The 17,884-nt window shown below is 46.4% G+C and carries 32 protein-coding genes; all 32 read right to left on the bottom strand.

Annotated elements, in window-relative coordinates:
• Window positions 1-709: rod shape-determining protein MreC (mreC, locus tag ACQY26_RS00980; protein ID WP_428047221.1), on the bottom strand; the 709-nt coding region annotated here is incomplete at its 3' end.
• A 7-nt stretch (window positions 710-716) separates the two neighbouring features.
• Window positions 717-1,082, bottom strand: a complete 366-nt coding sequence (locus ACQY26_RS00975) for a hypothetical protein (protein WP_428047220.1) — start codon at window positions 1,080-1,082, stop codon at window positions 717-719.
• 485 nt (window positions 1,083-1,567) lie between these two features.
• Entirely contained in the window at window positions 1,568-2,593 is a 1,026-nt protein-coding gene (locus ACQY26_RS00970) for a rod shape-determining protein (protein WP_428047219.1), read from the bottom strand.
• A gap of 2 nt (window positions 2,594-2,595) precedes the next feature.
• Window positions 2,596-2,940 (bottom strand): 50S ribosomal protein L17, encoded by a 345-nt coding sequence (rplQ, locus tag ACQY26_RS00965; protein ID WP_428047218.1) that lies wholly within the window; start codon window positions 2,938-2,940, stop codon window positions 2,596-2,598.
• A 24-nt stretch (window positions 2,941-2,964) separates the two neighbouring features.
• On the bottom strand, window positions 2,965-3,927 hold the full coding sequence (locus ACQY26_RS00960; RefSeq protein ID WP_428047217.1) for a DNA-directed RNA polymerase subunit alpha: 963 nt from the start codon (window positions 3,925-3,927) through the stop codon (window positions 2,965-2,967).
• A 12-nt stretch (window positions 3,928-3,939) separates the two neighbouring features.
• Complete coding sequence (gene rpsD, locus ACQY26_RS00955) at window positions 3,940-4,569, bottom strand: 30S ribosomal protein S4 (RefSeq protein WP_428047216.1); 630 nt, start codon at window positions 4,567-4,569, stop codon at window positions 3,940-3,942.
• A gap of 4 nt (window positions 4,570-4,573) precedes the next feature.
• A complete protein-coding gene (gene rpsK / locus ACQY26_RS00950) occupies window positions 4,574-5,002 on the bottom strand; it encodes a 30S ribosomal protein S11 (protein WP_428047215.1) in 429 nt (142 codons plus the stop codon).
• A gap of 23 nt (window positions 5,003-5,025) precedes the next feature.
• A complete protein-coding gene (gene rpsM / locus ACQY26_RS00945) occupies window positions 5,026-5,406 on the bottom strand; it encodes a 30S ribosomal protein S13 (RefSeq protein WP_428047214.1) in 381 nt (126 codons plus the stop codon).
• A gap of 22 nt (window positions 5,407-5,428) precedes the next feature.
• Window positions 5,429-5,542 carry a 50S ribosomal protein L36 gene (gene rpmJ / locus ACQY26_RS00940; protein WP_428047213.1) on the bottom strand — a complete coding sequence of 38 codons (114 nt, stop codon included), beginning with the start codon at window positions 5,540-5,542 and terminating at the stop codon, window positions 5,429-5,431.
• The gene (infA, locus tag ACQY26_RS00935; protein ID WP_428047212.1) at window positions 5,543-5,755 is read right to left on the bottom strand and encodes a translation initiation factor IF-1; all 213 of its coding nucleotides are present in this window, start codon (window positions 5,753-5,755) and stop codon (window positions 5,543-5,545) included.
• Between the two features lie 67 nt (window positions 5,756-5,822).
• Entirely contained in the window at window positions 5,823-6,569 is a 747-nt protein-coding gene (gene map, locus ACQY26_RS00930; RefSeq protein WP_428047211.1) for a type I methionyl aminopeptidase, read from the bottom strand.
• Window positions 6,566-7,216 carry an adenylate kinase gene (locus ACQY26_RS00925; protein ID WP_428047210.1) on the bottom strand — a complete coding sequence of 217 codons (651 nt, stop codon included), beginning with the start codon at window positions 7,214-7,216 and terminating at the stop codon, window positions 6,566-6,568. The genes map and ACQY26_RS00925 overlap by 4 nt, the downstream gene beginning before the upstream one ends.
• Before the next feature lie 265 nt (window positions 7,217-7,481).
• Complete coding sequence (gene secY, locus ACQY26_RS00920; RefSeq protein ID WP_428047209.1) at window positions 7,482-8,816, bottom strand: preprotein translocase subunit SecY; 1,335 nt, start codon at window positions 8,814-8,816, stop codon at window positions 7,482-7,484.
• Window positions 8,816-9,277, bottom strand: a complete 462-nt coding sequence (rplO, locus tag ACQY26_RS00915) for a 50S ribosomal protein L15 (RefSeq protein ID WP_428047208.1) — start codon at window positions 9,275-9,277, stop codon at window positions 8,816-8,818. The genes secY and rplO overlap by 1 nt, the downstream gene beginning before the upstream one ends.
• An 18-nt stretch (window positions 9,278-9,295) precedes the next feature.
• Entirely contained in the window at window positions 9,296-9,898 is a 603-nt protein-coding gene (gene rpsE, locus ACQY26_RS00910; protein WP_428047207.1) for a 30S ribosomal protein S5, read from the bottom strand.
• A gap of 13 nt (window positions 9,899-9,911) precedes the next feature.
• Window positions 9,912-10,277 (bottom strand): 50S ribosomal protein L18, encoded by a 366-nt coding sequence (rplR, locus tag ACQY26_RS00905; protein ID WP_428047206.1) that lies wholly within the window; start codon window positions 10,275-10,277, stop codon window positions 9,912-9,914.
• 2 nt (window positions 10,278-10,279) lie between these two features.
• The gene (gene rplF / locus ACQY26_RS00900; RefSeq protein ID WP_428047205.1) at window positions 10,280-10,828 is read right to left on the bottom strand and encodes a 50S ribosomal protein L6; all 549 of its coding nucleotides are present in this window, start codon (window positions 10,826-10,828) and stop codon (window positions 10,280-10,282) included.
• A gap of 17 nt (window positions 10,829-10,845) precedes the next feature.
• Window positions 10,846-11,238 (bottom strand): 30S ribosomal protein S8, encoded by a 393-nt coding sequence (rpsH, locus tag ACQY26_RS00895; RefSeq protein WP_428047204.1) that lies wholly within the window; start codon window positions 11,236-11,238, stop codon window positions 10,846-10,848.
• A gap of 92 nt (window positions 11,239-11,330) precedes the next feature.
• Window positions 11,331-11,516, bottom strand: coding sequence for a type Z 30S ribosomal protein S14 (locus tag ACQY26_RS00890; RefSeq protein WP_428047203.1), 186 nt, complete (start codon window positions 11,514-11,516; stop codon window positions 11,331-11,333).
• Window positions 11,517-11,536: 20 nt separating this feature from the next.
• Window positions 11,537-12,136, bottom strand: a complete 600-nt coding sequence (gene rplE / locus ACQY26_RS00885) for a 50S ribosomal protein L5 (RefSeq protein WP_428047202.1) — start codon at window positions 12,134-12,136, stop codon at window positions 11,537-11,539.
• A 14-nt stretch (window positions 12,137-12,150) separates the two neighbouring features.
• Window positions 12,151-12,456 carry a 50S ribosomal protein L24 gene (gene rplX / locus ACQY26_RS00880; protein ID WP_428047201.1) on the bottom strand — a complete coding sequence of 102 codons (306 nt, stop codon included), beginning with the start codon at window positions 12,454-12,456 and terminating at the stop codon, window positions 12,151-12,153.
• A gap of 2 nt (window positions 12,457-12,458) precedes the next feature.
• Window positions 12,459-12,827, bottom strand: coding sequence for a 50S ribosomal protein L14 (rplN, locus tag ACQY26_RS00875; protein ID WP_428047200.1), 369 nt, complete (start codon window positions 12,825-12,827; stop codon window positions 12,459-12,461).
• 22 nt (window positions 12,828-12,849) lie between these two features.
• Window positions 12,850-13,119: a 30S ribosomal protein S17 gene (gene rpsQ / locus ACQY26_RS00870; RefSeq protein ID WP_428047199.1), complete on the bottom strand. Its 270-nt coding sequence runs from the start codon at window positions 13,117-13,119 to the stop codon at window positions 12,850-12,852.
• 13 nt (window positions 13,120-13,132) lie between these two features.
• Complete coding sequence (gene rpmC, locus ACQY26_RS00865; protein ID WP_428047198.1) at window positions 13,133-13,336, bottom strand: 50S ribosomal protein L29; 204 nt, start codon at window positions 13,334-13,336, stop codon at window positions 13,133-13,135.
• Window positions 13,337-13,339: 3 nt separating this feature from the next.
• On the bottom strand, window positions 13,340-13,750 hold the full coding sequence (gene rplP / locus ACQY26_RS00860) for a 50S ribosomal protein L16 (protein ID WP_428047197.1): 411 nt from the start codon (window positions 13,748-13,750) through the stop codon (window positions 13,340-13,342).
• Between the two features lie 17 nt (window positions 13,751-13,767).
• A complete protein-coding gene (gene rpsC / locus ACQY26_RS00855) occupies window positions 13,768-14,532 on the bottom strand; it encodes a 30S ribosomal protein S3 (protein ID WP_428047196.1) in 765 nt (254 codons plus the stop codon).
• Complete coding sequence (locus ACQY26_RS00850; protein WP_428047195.1) at window positions 14,532-14,912, bottom strand: large ribosomal subunit protein uL22; 381 nt, start codon at window positions 14,910-14,912, stop codon at window positions 14,532-14,534. The genes rpsC and ACQY26_RS00850 overlap by 1 nt, the downstream gene beginning before the upstream one ends.
• A 19-nt stretch (window positions 14,913-14,931) precedes the next feature.
• The gene (gene rpsS / locus ACQY26_RS00845) at window positions 14,932-15,213 is read right to left on the bottom strand and encodes a 30S ribosomal protein S19 (RefSeq protein ID WP_428047194.1); all 282 of its coding nucleotides are present in this window, start codon (window positions 15,211-15,213) and stop codon (window positions 14,932-14,934) included.
• Between the two features lie 2 nt (window positions 15,214-15,215).
• Window positions 15,216-16,058, bottom strand: coding sequence for a 50S ribosomal protein L2 (rplB, locus tag ACQY26_RS00840; RefSeq protein ID WP_428047193.1), 843 nt, complete (start codon window positions 16,056-16,058; stop codon window positions 15,216-15,218).
• Window positions 16,059-16,085: 27 nt separating this feature from the next.
• Entirely contained in the window at window positions 16,086-16,382 is a 297-nt protein-coding gene (locus tag ACQY26_RS00835; protein WP_428047192.1) for a 50S ribosomal protein L23, read from the bottom strand.
• Window positions 16,383-16,396: 14 nt separating this feature from the next.
• The gene (rplD, locus tag ACQY26_RS00830) at window positions 16,397-17,005 is read right to left on the bottom strand and encodes a 50S ribosomal protein L4 (RefSeq protein WP_428047191.1); all 609 of its coding nucleotides are present in this window, start codon (window positions 17,003-17,005) and stop codon (window positions 16,397-16,399) included.
• A gap of 11 nt (window positions 17,006-17,016) precedes the next feature.
• Window positions 17,017-17,793: a 50S ribosomal protein L3 gene (rplC, locus tag ACQY26_RS00825; protein ID WP_428047190.1), complete on the bottom strand. Its 777-nt coding sequence runs from the start codon at window positions 17,791-17,793 to the stop codon at window positions 17,017-17,019.
• Window positions 17,794-17,884: the final 91 nt, after the last annotated feature.

Here is a 17,884-nt window from a genome sequence, read left to right as displayed (position 1 = left end):
CCGGGAATAAAGCGCCGGAAGAGGACGTATAAACCTTGTCGCCCGCGGAAATATTGCTTTCCAAAGGCAGATATTTAAGATTTACGCCGCTGTTGCCGTCGCCGGAAACAAGCCCTTCAAAACCCGTTTTTTCAACGCGGGCCGCGGCGGAAAAATCCTCATCGTTCAGTAAAAGAACTTTGGCGGTTTTGGGCGTAACTTCTATTACGTTGCCCGCCAAACCGGCTACGCCTTCCCGTATGGCCATTGCCGGGGAGCGCAAAGCGACGCCGTCGTCGGAACCTTTATCAATTATAACGCTTCCGCGGCGGGAGGGCTCCCTATAAGCCACTTTGGCCCATATACCGTTCCATTTATTCTGTTTGGATATATTTAAAGCCGAGGTAAGGCGTTCGTTTTCCTTTTCAAGGCTTTCCAATCGCGACATTTGTATTTTTAAAAGGGAAAGTTCTTCCCTTAACGAGGCATTATCATCGGCGACGGTCAGCAAATTGCCGACGGTGTCGTTGACTCCGCCCAAATACTGGGTTACCCCGTGCGCCGCCCTCAGCTGAGGAATAAAAATATAAGAAAGCAGCATCCTAACCGAATTTACCGGCATTTGCAAAGGAAGCAGTATAATCAAAAGAGAAATTATCACAAAAACACAAGGCAGTATTTTTGAGTAACCTCTTTCATAAGCAGTCAAATTCTTTTTTTTCTTTTCCATAATTACTTTAAAAACCGGCCGTGAACCAATAAATCAAGCCGCAGACATATAAAAATATATAAGAAATAAGGTTCGCTTTAAAAAGCGACTCCCGTATTAAAACTTTGTCATAGCTTTTATGAAACAATAAATACATAACTCCGTATTCTATCAGCCATGACGATAAAAAGAAATACAGCATTATCACCGTAAAAGCCGAAGGAACAAGCCACCAGGCGTCTTCATAAGGAATAAGCCAAGGCGCCTGCACCACCGCGGCGTACAGTTTGCGGCCAAATCCGTTAAGCCCGTAAGGCGTGCCTCCGCCAAATATCATTTGTACGCCCAAGGCGGCAAGCCAAGTTAAAGGCACGCCTAGCAAAGCAGATACCAAATTGGCGCCCAAAACTCCGCAGAATAATTTTTTTTAAAGAGCAATTTTAAAACTTTTACGAAGATAGAAAAACTCTATAAATATTACCGGAATAAAAGCCGCCATAAAGCCGGGATAAACCACAAACAGCATAGGCAAACCGGCATTTGCCCATAACGGCAGAGCCGCAAGCATAAAACAGCAAAACAATAAAGGACGTTTAATAAGTTTGTCTAAAAACATATATCAATCCGACGGCGGCCTTTTGTGCCGGTATTTTGCGCCGATATTATAAGTTTAATCGGTTTTATTATGCAGCCTATATTATGCAGCCTAAACGGATTGCAATACACCGATTAAAGCCCGTATAAGCCGTATAAAAAAACTTAATCCTTTGTGCAATCCAAACAGGTTTTAACATCTTTAAAAGAAATAAAATCCCAATAAAGCCAAAAGCGGGGGCCTCCTTATTAAGGCGGCTCCCGCTTAAGATTATAAAAAAGACCTTAAAGGAATTTTTTAAATTTACCTTCTGCAAGGAATTCCAAATATTTGCCTGTGCCCAAAGCCACACAGCTTAAAGGATCTGCGGCTCTGTGAACGGGAATATCGGTTTCTTTGCGGATAAGCTCGGTAATGCCTCTTAAAAGCGATCCGCCGCCTGCCACCACCAAACCGCGGTCAACCAAATCCGCAGCCAGTTCCGGCGGGGTTTCCTCAAGAGTGCTTTTTACAAGCTCGACTATGGCCCTTACGGGTTCAAGCAGAGCCTGCCTTATCTCCTCGGAAGTTACCGACATAGTGCGGGGTAAGCCTTGCGTTTGGTCCCTTCCTTTTACTTCCATGGTTTTTTCCTCTTCAAGAGGATAAACCGAACCGATATTGATTTTAACGTCCTCAGCGGTGGTTTCACCGATGATTAAGTTATATTTCTTTTTAAAATATTGGACAATGCAGTCTGTAATTTCATCGCCTGCGATATCAATGGATTTCGCCACTACCATGCCGCCAAGAGATATTACCGCTATCTCCGTGGTGCCACCGCCGATATCAACTATCATGCTGGCGTGCGGTTCCGTTATCGGCAAGTCCGCACCCATGGCCGAAGCCATAGGCTCTTCAATCAAATAGACTTCCCTCGCACCGGCCTGCTTTGCGGCGTCTTCCACCGCTCTGCGTTCCACGCCGGTTATGTCCGAAGGTATACCGATAACGATTCTCGGCCTGAGTAAGCTTTTCCTTGTGTGTACGCTCCTGATGAAGTACCTTATCATTTCCTGAGTTACTTCAAAATCGGCTATGACGCCGTTCTTCATCGGACGTACTGCGACTATATTCGCGGGTGTCCTGCCGAGCATCTGCTTGGCTTTGCTGCCTACAGCTTTTACTTCGCCGCTGTCCCTGTCTAAAGCTACTACGGAAGGCTCTCTGAGCACGATGCCTTTGTCTTTTACATATATAAGACAGTTGGCCGTGCCCAGGTCCATTCCCATATCATTAGAAAGCAGTCCGCCCAAATAGTCTATCAACATGATTAGTCCACCAGTTTGATTACCGCTACTTCGGCGTTGTCGCCTTTCCTGATGCCGGCTCTGTAAATGCGGGTGTAACCGCCGTCTCTTTTGGCATATCTTTCGGAAAGGACTTCCACTAATTTTTTATAGGCCACTTTATCGTTTACCGCGTTTTTAAGGGCAAGTTTTTCCCCGTTTTTCGCTAAAGTGATGAGGCCTTCCACCTCGCGCCTTACTTCTTTGGCTTTGGGTAAAGTGGTTTTAACTTCTTCATGCAAAACTATGCTTACCGCCATATTGGAGAGCATCGCTTTTCTGTGGGAGGTTGTCTTACCCAATTTACGGTATCCCGTATTTTTAATCATAGCTAAATTACTCCTTAATCTATCTTAAAACTTCATGCCGAGATGAAGGTTCATATCGGCCAGTTTAGCCTTAACTTCGTCAAGCGATCTCGCGCCGAAGTTCTTAACCATCTTAAGCTGCCCTTCCGTTTTGGCGACCAAGTCGCGCACGGTTTTGATATCTTCGGATTTAAGGCAGTTGAGTGATCTTGAAGAAAGCTCAATCAGGTCCACCGGCTGGTCCAAAATTTCGTCCAGCTTGTCATTGCCGGCCGCAGGGGCGGCGGCTTCTACGGGTTCGGCTTCTTCCACAGCCGGGATTTCTTCGCCCTCTATCGTAAAGATGTGCAAAGATTGGGATAATCTTACAGCAGCTTTATGAAGAGCGCGCCTCGGCTCCAAGGTGCCGTCGGTGGTGATTTCAAGGATAAGCCTGTCATAGTCGGTTTTCTGGCCGACACGCGCCGGTTCTACGTCGTAATGAACCTTAAGTATCGGGGAGAAAATTGAATCTATCGGCATAAAACCGACAGGCCTCGTGGCTTTAACGTCTTCTTCGCCGTAGCCTTTGCCTCTTGAAATTTCAATCTCCATTCTGATTGCTCCGCCGGCTTCCAAAGTAACGATTTCCAAATCTTTATTGATGATTTCGACGCCGTTGACTTCTTTTATGGAAGCGGCCGTTACCACGCCGGGTTTATCGGCTTCAAGCGTTAAGTATTCTTTTTGGGAGCCTTCCATTTTTACTCTTAACTTTTTAAGGTTAAGAAGTATTTGTATAACATCTTCCCTGACGTTGGGAATGGTGCTGTACTCATGGGTTGTACCTTCCACCTTTACGGCCGTTACGGCCGCGCCTTCCAGGCCGGAAAGTAAAATCCTCCTTAAAGAATTACCTACGGTATGGCCCAAACCCGATTCATAAGGTTCAGCTATGAATTTGCCATAAGTGGCGCTTTCCTGCTCTGCTTTAATTTCCTTAGGTAACACTAAATTTTCAAAAGCCATTGTTCCTCCAAATTATTTGGAATAATGTTCTACGATCAACTGATCATTGACCGGGTAGCTGCTTTCGCTTCTGTCCGGCCACCTGAGCAGCGTGGCTGTATTCTTGCTGGCGTCAAATTCAATAAAGCTCGGGCGAAGCGCGCGTTTTTCCGCATCTTCCAAGCCCTGTTTTACCATAACGCTCGCGGCAAGTTTGGAATCTAAGGAGATTTTATCCCCTACTTTTACCTGATAAGAAGGAACATTCACCACTTTGTCATTGACTTTAATGTGACCGTGCAAAACGATCTGCCTCGCGCCTCTTAAAGAGGAAGCGAAACCGATTCTCTTTACCACGTTGTCAAGCCTGGTTTCCAAATATTTAAGGAACTGTTCGCCGGTCTGTCCCGTGGATTTGGTGGCCTTTTCAAAAAGATTGGCAAAGGGAACTTCCGTCATGCCGGAAATAAATCTGGCTTTTTGCTTTTCATGCAAGCGGACGGCGTATTCGGATAATTTGGCTCTTCTCTGCATACCTTTGCCTTTTTTGGTGCTGGCAAGCTTATCCATTACGCAGTTGCTGTAGCATTTCGTACCCTTTAAAAATAATTTACAAGCTAATTTTCTGCATTTTTTGCAGCTCGGTCCTGTATATCTTGACATATTACTATACTCTCCTGGCTTTCGGTGGTCTGCAACCATTGTGCGGTATCGGCGTTACGTCTTTAATTGAAGTAACGATAAGCCCTGCCTGCTGCAAAGCTCTTACTGCGGTTTCCCTGCCCTGGCCGGGGCCGCATACCTTAACGGCAACTTCCCTCATACCGAGGGCGACGGCCTTTTCGCCTACTTTATTGCAGGTTATCTGCGCGGCGAAAGGCGTACCTTTTTTGGTGCCTTTAAAACCGTGTGAGCCGGAGGTGGACCATACGATGGTGCCGCCTTTATCGTCGGTTACGGTTACGATCGTGTTGTTGAATGAGCAGCTTATGTGCACTACGCCGTGGGCAGGCGCTTTAGCTGCTTTTTTCTTCGCCTTGCCGGCTGCGGCCGGGGCGGCTGTGGTATTGGTTTCTTTCTTAATTTCTTCTGCCATGTTTTTACCTGACTTTTAAAATTTTATGCTGCTTTTACTTTTGCGCCCACCGTTTTTCTGCGGCCGCGTCTGGTTCTGCTGTTGGTTTTGGTTCTCTGCCCGCGCGCGGGGAGGTTCCTTCTGTGTCTGTTGCCTCTGTAAGAACCGGTTTCAATCAGCCTGTGGATGTTCTGCGCAACTTCGCGCCTGAGTTCACCTTCAACTTTATATTCTTTCTGTAAAATGGTGTTAAGCAAACCGGCCTGCTGTTCGGTTAAGTCTTTAACTCTGGTGGAAGCTTCTATCTGGCCCGCCAATTTTACTAAGATTTCATTGGCTACTTTGGGGCCGATACCATAGACATACTGCAATGCAATGTCTATCCTTTTGTTCTTTGGTAAATCTATACCTGCGATTCTTGCCATATTGTATTAAGACTCCTGTTTATTAACCTTGGCGCTGTTTATGCTTAGCTATGGGGCATACTACGCGCACTACACCGTTACGTTTAACGATTTTGCACTTCTGACATATCTTTTTTACGCTTGCTCTGACTTTCATTTATTTCTCCCGGTAGATTATTCTGCCTTTGGTTAAGTCGTAGGGGGAAAGTTCAAGTTTGACTTTATCCCCGGGCAGTATTCTGATATGGAACATTCTCATCTTTCCTGAGATATGACCTAAAATAACTTTACCCCCCGCTATTTCCACTTTGAACATAGCGTTTGGCAAAGCTTCCAATATTTTACCTTCTACTTCTATTTTATCACTCATACTTGCCCTCGGGCTTCAATCCTCCGTTTTAACTTTCTCCTTTAGCATCGGGCCTTATTTGCCGGCATTAAGCCGTCAGTATAAGGTGTCCGTTTTCGGTTACCGCGACCGTATGCTCAAAATGGGCCGACAAACTTCCGTCGGACGTAACAACGGTCCAGTCATTGTCTAAAACTTCTACTTCATCTCCACCTAGATTAAGCATGGGCTCTACCGCGATGACCATACCCGCTTTAAGTATCGGGCCCGTGCCTTTCCTGCCATAATTAAGCACGCAAGGGTCTTCGTGTAATTTACGGCCGACTCCGTGGCCGCAATAGTCCCTGACTATACCCAGCTTACCTTCTGCAGCATAAGTTTCCACCGCATGCGATACATCGCCAAGATGTATGCCCGGCTTTATAAGCTCTATTGCTTTATGAAGCGCTTTCTTGGTTGTACCAAGAAGCCTTTTAGCCTCGCCTGAAACTTTACCTACAGGTACGGTGAGAGCCGAATCAGCGTGAAATCCGTTTAAATAGGCGCCAACATCTATACCGATGATATCGCCTTCTTTAAGTATTCTCTCTTTGGAAGGTATCCCGTGAACGACTTCCTCATTAACGGAAGCGCAAATACTGCCCGGGAAACCGCCGTAGCCGAGAAATGACGGCACCGCTCCGGCAGACCTTATAATTTCTTCCGCAATTTGATCCAGTTTCCAGGTAGACACGCCCGGAACCGCCTCAACTTGCATAGTTTTCAGAACTTGAGAAACTACTTTGCCTGACGCAAGCATTTTTTCTATTTCTTCGCTGCTCTTTAATTCTATCATTTTTCTTCACCTTTTGACAGCCCTAATACCGCAACGATTTCCGCAAAGACCGAATCTATGCTTTTGCTTCCGTCAACAACTTTGCATATACCGCTTTTTTTGTAATACTCTATAAGCGGCTGAGTTTCTTTATGGAAAACCTCAAGCCTGTGCCGCGCGCTGTGTACGTCATCGTCGTGCCTTATATAAAGTTCGCCGCCGCATTTAGTACACTTGCCGGTATAATCCGGCGCGTAGATATTATAAACGGCTCCGCATTCTTTGCAGACTCTGCGCGAAGTAAGCCTTTTAAGGACTTCCTCCTCGCTGAGATTCAACAAAACGGCGGCGTCTACTTTGCCGCCATGGAGCGCCAAATATCGGTCAAGGGCTTCGGCTTGGGCCAAAGTTCTGGGGAAGCCGTCAAAAATTACGCCGCGTTTTTCGTCCTTAATCGCATTAACCAAAATATTAATGATTAATTCGTCGGACGCCAAATTGCCGCTGTCTATAACCGCTTCCACTTCTTTACCTAAAGGCGTGCCCAAGGCGATTTCGTGACGGATAAGGTCACCCGTCGAAATATGCCTGAAATTATATTTTTCTACGAGTTTTCCAGCCTGAGTGCCTTTTCCGGCCCCCGGGAAACCAAGCAAAACAATATTCATTTACACACCTTCTTTTTTTACTACCGGCTGATTTACAGCCTTTTCTTACGATATCCGGCCCCGATACTGAAGGCCGGACATCATTTGTTACATCAAATTTATTTTTTGCAAACGCCGTTTAAGAAGTAAACTTAAACAGACTTTGCGGTTTGCAAGTATTTTGCGGATATTTTTAATTCCATTAAAACAAGGATTGCTTTTAAGCGCAAAGCGTTTTGTATCCTAAGTTTAAAAAATTAAAAAGAACGCAAAAGACGAAACAAACTTATTCGCCTACATTGAACCAGCGGCCTTTAATACCGCGCCCTTTCATCAAAGGCTGGTAATTGTGGGCAAGCAAATGGGCCTGCACCTGGCCGACCGTATCCAAAGCTACGCCGACAACGATCAGCAAAGCCGTGCCGCCGAAGTAGAAAGGAACGTTGAATTTGGCTCTCAAGAAGTCCGGCAAGACGGCTATCGCCGATACAAACAAGGCTCCTGAAAGAGTAATTCTGTTCATTACCCATTCAATGTATTTTTGGGTGGGTTCGCCCGGACGTATACCGGGAATGAAACCGCCCCACTTCTTCATGTTTTCGGCCATGTCTTTAGGATTAAAGGTCATGGAGTTATAGAAATAACAGAAGAAGATGATTAAAGCCACATAAACTACCATATAAGTAATATGGCCGCGGCCCATCCAATCCATAACGACTTGGGCCCAATGAGCTTCCGGCATAAACTGCGCTATGGTAAGCGGCATTGAAAGAATAGACATCGCAAAGATTACCGCAATAACGCCGGATTGGTCTATTTTCAAAGGAAGATAGCTTGTTTTGCCGCCGTACATCTTGTTGCCCACCATGCGTTTGGCATACTGTACGGGGATTTGCCTTTGGGCGGTTTCCACCCAAACGACCAAACCCATAATAACAGCCACCAAAGCTATTATGATAAGCGCGGTAAGAAGCTGCATTTCTTCGCTTCTGACAAGCTCCACCAAAGTATAAATGGCCGAAGGCAGACGTTCAACGATACCGGCAAAGATGATAAGCGATATACCGTTGCCGATACCCTTTTCCGTCATTTGTTCGCCCAGCCACATAAGGAACATAGTGCCGGCCGCCAATGTGAGCGTAGTGGTTAAAATGAATGACCATGAAGGATCAATCACTATCGCCAAGCCGCCCGGGGCCGACATTTTTGTAATAGCTACGGTAAGACCAAACCCTTGCAGTAACGCCAAAATCAAACCGAAAACTCTGGTTATTTGGTTTTCCTTTCTGCGGCCGTATTCCCCTTCCTTGCTGAGTTTATCCAAAGCAGGGAAGATGTGCGCGCCTTTTATCAAGCCCATGATGATGGACGCGTTGATATAAGGCATAATACCTAAAGCCAAGATTGAAAATCTCCCCAAAGCACCGCCGGAGAAGATGTTGAGAAACCCCAACATCCCCCCTTCGTGCTGCTTAAAGAAGCTGGCTATGGCATCAGCGTTGATGCCCGGTATCGGAACTACAGCGGCCACCCTGAACACCGCCAAGGCTATTATTACAAATAATATCCTTTTGCGGAGTTCGGGCGACTGCAGAATATTTGCTAAAGGGTTGTTATCCATTATTTAGCCTTTTTTTCTAATATTGTTACGCTGCCGCCGGCTTTTTCGATGGCCGCTTTCGCGGAAGCTGAAAAAGCATGAGCGGTGATTTTAAGAGCGGTTTTGATTTCGCCGTTGCCCAAAACCTTAACTTTGCCGAGTTTTTTGACAAGGTTTTTCTTTTTCAAGATTTCGGGGGTGACTTCTTCGCCGGCTTTGAATACTTTATCAAAAGAACCGATGTTTACGAGTTCATATCTGTTCTCGAACATAGCGTTGGAAAAACCGCTTTTCGGGATTCTTCTGACCAAAGGCATTTGACCGCCTTCTTTGGATTCTTTCTTCGTATTGCCGGAGCGGGAAGACTGGCCTTTCATACCTTTTGTTGAGGAGCGGCCCATACCGGAGCCCAACCCCAAACCTACTCTTCTCTTCGGTTTTCTTGAACCGTGTTTAGGAAAAAGTGTGCTAAGATCTACCATTTTGTTATCTCCTGTTCATTAAGCAGCGGCTTCCGTCTTTTCGGCGGCGGGAGCTTCCGCAACCGCGGGAGCGGCCGCTTCTACGGATTTACCGCGCTGAGCCAAAACGGCTTCTTTGCTCTTAAGCTGTTCAAGGGCTTTCATCGTGGCGTAAGCTAAATTGCAAGCATTGGTGCTGCCCAAGCTTTTGGCCAAAATGTTCTTGATGCCAGCGGCTTCAAGCACCAACCTGACGCCCGCGCCGGCGATAACGCCGGTACCGGGGGCGGCCGGTTTCATCCACACGGAGGCAGAACCGAACTTGCCGATTACCTCATGCGGAATGGTGTCGTTAACGATAGGGAACTTAACGGTATGTCTTCTGGCGTGGAATTCAGCCTTAGATACGGCGAACTGAACTTGATTCGCTTTACCTATTGATACGCCGACTTTGCCGTTGCCGTCGCCGACTACGACCAAAGCTCTGAACCCAAAGCGTTTACCGCCTTTTACCACTTTGGCCGTTCTGGCCACTTGGATAACGGTGGTTACGCCTTCGGCTTTGGGGCGCATCTGAAACTCGGTCCTCTGACCTTTCGCTTCTTTTTTATTTTCGCTCTTTGGCGTTTCTTTATTTAACATTTATTCACCTTGGTTAAAATTTCAAACCAGCTTTGCGCGCTGCCTCGGCCAGGGCTTTTACCCTGCCGTGATAGATTCTGGCGCCTCTGTCAAAGCAGACTTCCTTGACGCCTTTTTCCATGGCTTTCTTGGCGATGTATTCGCCCAAGACGCCGGCGGCTTCTATGCTTTTGCCGGAGGCTTTGAATTTGCCTTCAAGATCCTTGCTGGAAGTGGCGGCGCTTACCACCACTTTGCCGGTTGCGTCGTCAATTACGGAAGCGTATAAGTAATTAAGGCTTCTGTAAACAGATAATCTGGGCCTGTTCAAACCGGCCGCAGCCAATTTCTTTTTGGTTCTTTCTTTTCTGTAAGTATATCTCTCTTGTTTAGTAGCCATAATTATTTACCTCCAGCAGCTTTACCGGCTTTTCTGGCGATATGTTCGCCCTGGTATTTGATACCGCTGCCTTTATAGGGTTCCGGCGGTCTGATTTTGCGGATTTTAGCGGCGAAATCACCGACTAAAACTTTATCGCTGCCTTTGATTTCTACGATAGGGCTTTTAGGATCGGCCGTTACCGTAAGACCTTGGGGAATATCCAAAAGGACCGGATGGGAGAAACCCAATTCGAGATTGAGTTTGCTGCCCTGTACTACGGCTTTGTAACCGAGGCCGTTGACTTCCAGAACTTTCGTAAAAGCCGTTTCTACGCCGCTGACGATATTGGCGACTCTGGCCCTCGTCGTTCCGTAAAGGGCGTTGAGTTCGGCTTCCCTTTTAGGGTCTACGCTGAAGGTAAGCACCGCGCCTTCCAATTTGGCGCTGATGCCTTCAGGAATAGTGTAAGAAAGCGTGCCTAAAGGGCCGGTGGCTTTCAAAGCGCTGCCGTTTATTTCCACTTTTACTTTGGAAGGTACTTGTATAGGTTTTTTTCCGATTCTGCTCATTTTATTCTCCTTTACAATTACCAAATCTGGCAAAGCACTTCGCCGCCGACTTTTTCTTCCTTGGCTTTGCTGTCAGTCATAATGCCTTTGGAAGTTGAGAGTATAGAAGTACCGAAGGCGCCGCGTACCGAAGGGATATCCGTATAGGAGCTGTAAACCCTTCTGCCCGGGCGAGATACCCTTTTAAGGCCTTGGATAACGCTGAGGTTATCGTCGGTGTATTTCAAAAATACTCTTACAAAACCGCCTTTCGTTTCATTGTGGATGGCTTTATAGTTTGATATATAGCCTTCTTCTTTAAGAACACGGGCGATCTCAGTTTTGATTTTGGAAAAAGGAATATCAACTCTTTCCTTTTTCTTCATATTTGCGTTTCTTATTCTTGTTAAGAAATCTGCTATTGGATCCATATTCTAGTTTAGCCAAAACGAACTTACTTTCCGCATTAAAATGTTCGGGCGCAGCCCGGCGCAGAGTTAAATCCGCTTAAAGCTTCCTCCTGTTACCAGCTTGATTTTTTGACACCAGGAATTAATCCCTGATGGGCCATTTTTCTAAAACAGATACGGCAAAGACCGAAGTCCCTGTAATATCCTCTTGCTCTTCCGCAAATTTGGCAGCGGTTATGATACCTTACTGCAAATTTCTGCGGTTTTGCCATTTTCGCAACCCATGCTTTTGTAGCCATAGTTTAGTCGCGCTCCTTTGTTATTTCGTGCCTTTCTCTTTTCTGAAAGGAAAACCCATGAATTCCATCAGCTTCGTACCGTCGGCGTCATTTTTCGCGGTCGTTACGAAAGAGATGTTCATACCATGTGCTTTGGGAGATTTTTCCACGTCAATCTCCGGGAATACGTAATGTTCGCGGATGCCGATGTTAAGGTTGCCTCTTCCGTCAAAACATTTGCCGAAGCCCTGAAAGTCCCTTATGCGGGGGGCGACGATGTTTACGAATCTGTCAAAGAATTCATACATTTTGTCGCCGCGCAAGGTTACTCTTACGCCAATGGGCATACCTTCTCTCAGCTTAAAGTTGGAGATGGATTTTTTGGCTCTTCTTACCTGAGCCAGCTGCCCGGCGATATTGGAAAGATCTTCCCTGGCGATATCCAAAAATTTGATATCTTCTTTAGCGTCGGCTACGCCGATATTGATTACAATCTTCTCAAGTTTGGGGGCGGCCATGGGGCTCTTTACACCCAAATCTTTAAGAAGGGCGGGAAGGACGTTTTCTTTGTAGTATGCTTTGAGCCTGGGCTGATAGCCTTCGGCTTTTACTGTTTTCTTGGTTTCTTTTTTATCAGTCATTTTCTCTTCCTGCCTTATATCGCTTCATTGCATTTGCGGCAAATTCTGGTTACTGCGCCGCTCTGCTCTACTTTGTTTTTGGGCGTCATATGCTTTTTGCATTTGGAGCATACGACAGCCACGTTTGAGGCGTCGATAGGGGCTTCCATCTTCTGAATGCCGCCTTTATTGTTCTGATTAGGCTTTACGTGTTTGGAAATCATGTTAATGCCGGTTACGACGACTTTGTTTTTGGACGGCATAACTTCTCTGATTTCGCCGGTTTTGCCTTTATCTTTGCCCGCCAAGATAATTACTTTATCGTTCTTTTTGAGATTCATAATTATATTACCTCCGGTGCCAAGGAAATAATCTTAAGGAAGTTCTTTTCCCTAAGTTCCCTCGCGACAGGGCCGAATACGCGGGTGCCTTTGGGTTCGCCGTTTTCGTTGATAAGGCAAACGGCGTTATCGTCAAAGCGAATATAGGAACCGTCTTTTCTGCGTTTTTCCCTGGCGACTCTCACTACAACTGCGCGAACTACATCGCCTTTCTTTACGTTGGAGGTGGGGATCGCGTCCCTTACGGAGCACATAACCACATCGCCGAGTGAGGCAAAGTCCCTGTGGTGCCCGCCTCTTACTTTGAAGCACTGCACCTTTCTCGCGCCGGAGTTGTCTGCAACATTAAGTATGCTTCTTAACTGAATCATAATCTTATATCTCCGTTACCAATTAACCAAGGGCCTTTTCCACAATCTTGGAAATGCGCCATCTTTTAAGTTTGGACAAGGGCCTTGTAGCCATAATTTCAACCTTGTCGCCAATTTTGCTTTCATTGCCTTCGTCATGGGCGTGATAGCATTTGGAAGTTCTAATAATCTTACCGTAAAAAGCGTGCTTTTTGGTGGTCGTTACTTCAACCGTGCGGGTTTTGTTCATCTTGTCGGATTTTACTACGCCCGTAAGCACTTTCCTTTTAGCGCGATTTGTAATATTTTCCATTTATCAAATCCTCTTATTTGGACTGAGCCTTCTCTTTAATTAAAGTGTTGAGCAAGGCTATTTCGCGTCTGACGACTCTAATTTCCATAGGATTGGATAGCGGAGTCGTGCTGTGTTTAAAGAGAAGGTTAAACTGTTTCTCTTTAGCTTTTGCCAGCAGATCCTGAAGGTCCGCTAAGCTTTTTTGTTTTAAGGTTTCTTTTTCTTTGGCCTTCATAAATTACCTTCTTACCACAAGTTTCGTTTTGATAGGCAATTTGTCTGACGCAAGGCGGAAAGCTTGTTTGGTTTCCTCTAAAGCTGTACCTTCAATCTCAAACAAAATGCGGCCGGGTTTTACTACGCATACCCAATGATCCGGCGCACCTTTACCTTTACCCATCCTGGTTTCCGCGGGATGTTTGGTAATGGCTTTATCCGGGAAGACTCTCGTCCACATTTTACCTTTCTTTCTTACGAATCTGGAAAGGGTAATACGGGCCGCTTCAATCTGCCTGGCGGTAACCCATTTCGGCTCTAAGGCTTTAAGGCCGTATTCGCCGAAGGATACCTCTGCGCCTCTTTTAGCGTTTCCTTTAATGCGAGGAGCTGAATGAGGTTTGCGATATTTTACTCTTTTAGGCATCAACATATATTATTCCTCCCCCCTTATTTATCCTGCGCCGCTTTCTTGGCGGACGCTTTGGTGTCTGCGGCGGGGGTTACTTTTTCCTCAACGCCGTGCGCAGCGGTGCCTTCCTGCATTTCTCTGTGCTTTCTAAGTTCGTTTAAGATCTCTTTCGGAGTCTTGGCGAAGTGAATCTTCTTGAAGATCCATACTTTTATGCCGATTTTACCGCTTACGGTATTGGCTTCATAAGTGCCGTAATCGATATCTGCGCAGAGAGTATGCAAAGGTACGCGGCCTTCTCTCTTCCATTCGGTTCTGGCGATTTCCGCACCGCCGAGCCTGCCGCCTACCATGATTTTAATACCCAAAGCTTTGCCGGCTAAGGCCTTGTCGATGGCTTTCTTCATAGCTGCGCCGTAGTGAGCGCGTTTTTCTATCTGGAAAGCGATTGACTGGGCGACGAGCCTGGCGTCGGTTTCGGGGTTTTTAATCTCAATAACGTTTACAAACGTTTTGCTGCCCGTAAGTTTTTCAAGGTCTTTTCTTAAGGCTTCAATATCGGCGCCTTTTTTGCCGATTACTACGCCCGGGCGGGCCGTATGTATGTTGACTCTTAAGAAAGAACCGGCTCTTTCAATGCCGACGGAGCTTACCGCGGCGAGCTGGAACCTGGATTCCACAATCTGCCTTATCTGGAAATCTTCCATAATAAGAGCAGGCATATTTTTAGGGGCAAACCATCTGGACTGCCAATCCTGCGTATAACCAAGTCTTAAGCCTTTAGGGTGAATCTTATGTCCCATTATTTAAGCCCTCCCTTTACGGTGCGCGCGCCCTTTTTCTCGTCGCTGACGATTACCGTTAAGTGGCAGACGCTTTTCTTATAAGGCATAGCTCTGCCTTGAGGGCCGGGCTGTACTCTTTTTAAGTGTTTCATAGGGCCTATGTTTGCATAAGCCTCTTTAATATATACTTTGGAAAAATCAAGCTTTTTGCCGGATTTTACCTGAAGGTTCGAAGCTGCGGAATGAATGGTTTTCTGAACCAAATCGCTGCAGCGAAGCCCGGTGAAAGGAATCATTCCTTCAGCCGCTTTTACGCTTTTGCCGCGGACCAAGTCCAACAGAAAACTTACTTTCCTGCTGCCGTACCTTTGAAATTTAGCTTTTGAACAAGCTTCCATATCAAATCCTCGTTATCTCTTATTTCAAGGCCTTGGACTCTTTGGTCATACCGCCGTGGCCTTTAAACGTCCTGGTGAAAGCGAATTCACCAAGTTTGTGCCCTATCATTCTTTCGCTTACATATACGGGTAAGAATTTTCTGCCGTTATGTACCAAGAACGTATGCCCGACAAACGCGGGAACTATAGTGCATGCTCTGGACCATGTCTTTATCTGTTTTTTGTCAGTGGGAGACATAGCCTCTACAGCTTCAAGTAAGTTGTGGTCTACATAAGGACCTTTCTTTGTGCTTCTTGACATAATTAGTTAGCTCCCGACGAGTTTTTACGTCTGTCTTTGATGATCATCCAATCCCAAGTCTTTGCGGGTCTGGTTTTCAAACCGCGGGACATTTGGTTCCAGGGTGATCTGGGTATGTTGCCGCCCTTGGAGTGGCCTCTGCCGCCGCCCATAGGGTGGTCAACGGCGTTCATAGCGTTACCGCGTACGGTCGGTTTAATGCCGCGATGTCTGTTTCTGCCGGCATTGCCGATTACTACGGCGTTATGTTCCGTATTGCCTACCTGGCCGATTGTGGCGCAGCAGTTTTCCGGAATAAGCCTTATTTCGCCTGAGGGCATCTTGATATGGACATAGCCGCCGTCTTTGGCCATGATTTGAGCCTGTGATCCGGCGGAGCGGGCAAGCTGCGCGCCTTTGCCGACTTTAAGCTCTATGGCGTGGATAAAAGTACCTTCGGGGATATTTTTCAACGGAAGGCAGTTACCCACTTTAATATCTGCTTTGGGGCCTGACATAACTGTGTCGCCGACTTTAAGGCCGATGGGATGAATCATATACTGTTTATCGCCATCAGCGTAATTTAAAAGACAAATGCGGGCGGATCTGTTCGGATCGTATTCAATGGATACGACTTTGGCCGGTACGCCGTATTTGGTTCTTTTAAAGTCAATTTTCCTATAGGCTTGTTTATGGCCGCCGCCGATGTGGCGTACCATAATCATACCCGTATTGTTTCTGCCGCCGCTCTTCCTTAAACCTTTGGTCAATCTCTTTTCGGGAGTTGTTTTGGTTATTTCGGAAAAGTCGGCAACCGTGATAGTTCTCCTGGAAGGAGTATACGGTTTGAATGTCTTAATAGGCATATTTGTAACTTTTCTCCTTGTTTACGGTTACTTAGACGCGGTTTCTACCGTGTCTATTTTATCGCCTTTCTTCAATGTGACGAGGGCTTTCTTCAAATCAGGCCTTTTGCCTGCGAAGCGGCCCATTCTTTTTACTTTGCCGCGCAGCGGAATGGTGGCAATGTTTTCAACCGTTACGTTGAAAATCTTTTCCACCGCTTCGCGGATTTCGTGCTTATTGGCGGTCTTTTCGACCACGAAACAATAGCAGTTATTGGTATCTCTTAAGATTAAGCTTTTTTCTGTTAAGAGAGGTTTCTTTATCGTTTCAAATATCTTCGTCATTTTATCTCCTCAGCTTAAGCGGCCATTTTCTCAAGAGCTTCTTTAGTAAAAATCACCTTGCTGCAGTTAAGCACCACATAAGCGTTTAAATCCGCCGGAAGCATCTGCAATACGCCGGCGATGTTGCGCCCGGCTTTTTCCAGATTGGCGTCGGCCAAACTTACGATTAAGGGTTTTTTGCCAGCGTCTAAAGTTTTAAGGACCTGGGCCACAGCTTTGGTTTTGGGTTCTTTAACGTCGAAGTTGTCAAGAACCACTACACTGTCGGAATTCAATTTGGCCGTCAAAGCCTGCGCTAAGGCAAGTCTTCTTTTGGCGGCGGGTAAATCCTGCCTGAAAGATCTCGGCGTGGGGCCGAAAGCGACGCCGCCGTGTCTCCAGATCGGGGATCTCATGCTGCCGTGTCTGGCGCGGCCGGTGCCTTTCTGCTTCCAGGGTTTTTTGCCCGTACCGGAAACTTCGCTGCGGGTTTTAACGTCGGCGGAGCCGGCTCTCTGATTGGCTAAAAAGGCCGTGATGACTTCATGAAGGAAAGTCGGGTTGGGTTTCTTGCCAAAGAGCGCTTCGGGCAAGGCTACCGTACCTTGTTCTTTACCTTGAATGTTTAAAAGTTTAGTTTCCATTGTCAACCTTCCTATTTCTTCTTGGTGTTAGCGGCTTTGGAGGCGGAAATTTTCTGTACCTGCGCGGCCACTACGTGTTTTTTAGGTTTGGAGGTTTCCAAAACGGATACGATGGTCCCTTTAGCGCCCGGAACCGAACCTTTCAAGAAAATAAGGTTGTTTTCGGTATCGACTTTCGCTACTTCTATCTTGGAAACTGTGGTGGTGGTAAAACCGTAATGACCAGCCATTCTCTGGCCGGACAATACTTTACCTAAAGATCTTCTTGAAGCTAAACCGCCGGGGGCTCTTTCCCTGTCGGAAGCGCCGTGTGATGCGGGCTGGCCGGCAAAGCCGTGGCGTTTCATCGCGCCGGCAAAACCGCGGCCTTTAATTTTACCCTGGACGTCTACATAATCGCCGGGTTTGAATACGCTTCCCAAATCAATTACCTGGCCAACTTCAAAGCCGGTAATATCAGCCAAGCGGCATTCTTTGATATGTTTTACAGGAGCTACGCCCAACTTTTTAAAGTTACCCAAATCGGGTTTGTTAAGCCTGCTTTCCTTTACATCGCCAAAACCCAAAGCTACGGCGCTGTAGCCGTCTTTTTCCTGAGTTCTGACTCTTACAATTTTACAAGGGCCCGCTTTTACTACGGAAACCGCGTGAAGATTGCCTTTTTCATCGAACAACTGCGTCATGCCCAATTTTTCGCCAAGTACAAAGCGAAGAGTGGCAGGAGCCGTCTTTACTTCCGCTTTAGCCGTTTCGGCCGCGGCGGCTTGAGTATTTGTTTCTTCTGACATTATTTTTCCTTTCACCGCACAGCGGAAAGGTGTGGGACAAAATGTCCTTTTAAAATATGTTATCATACAAAAGAAAGTTTTTCTATATACT

The organism is Candidatus Proelusimicrobium excrementi, assembly GCF_937881865.1.
GTDB lineage: Bacteria > Elusimicrobiota > Elusimicrobia > Elusimicrobiales > Elusimicrobiaceae > Proelusimicrobium > Proelusimicrobium excrementi.
This window is presented reverse-complemented; position numbering and strand designations above follow the sequence as displayed.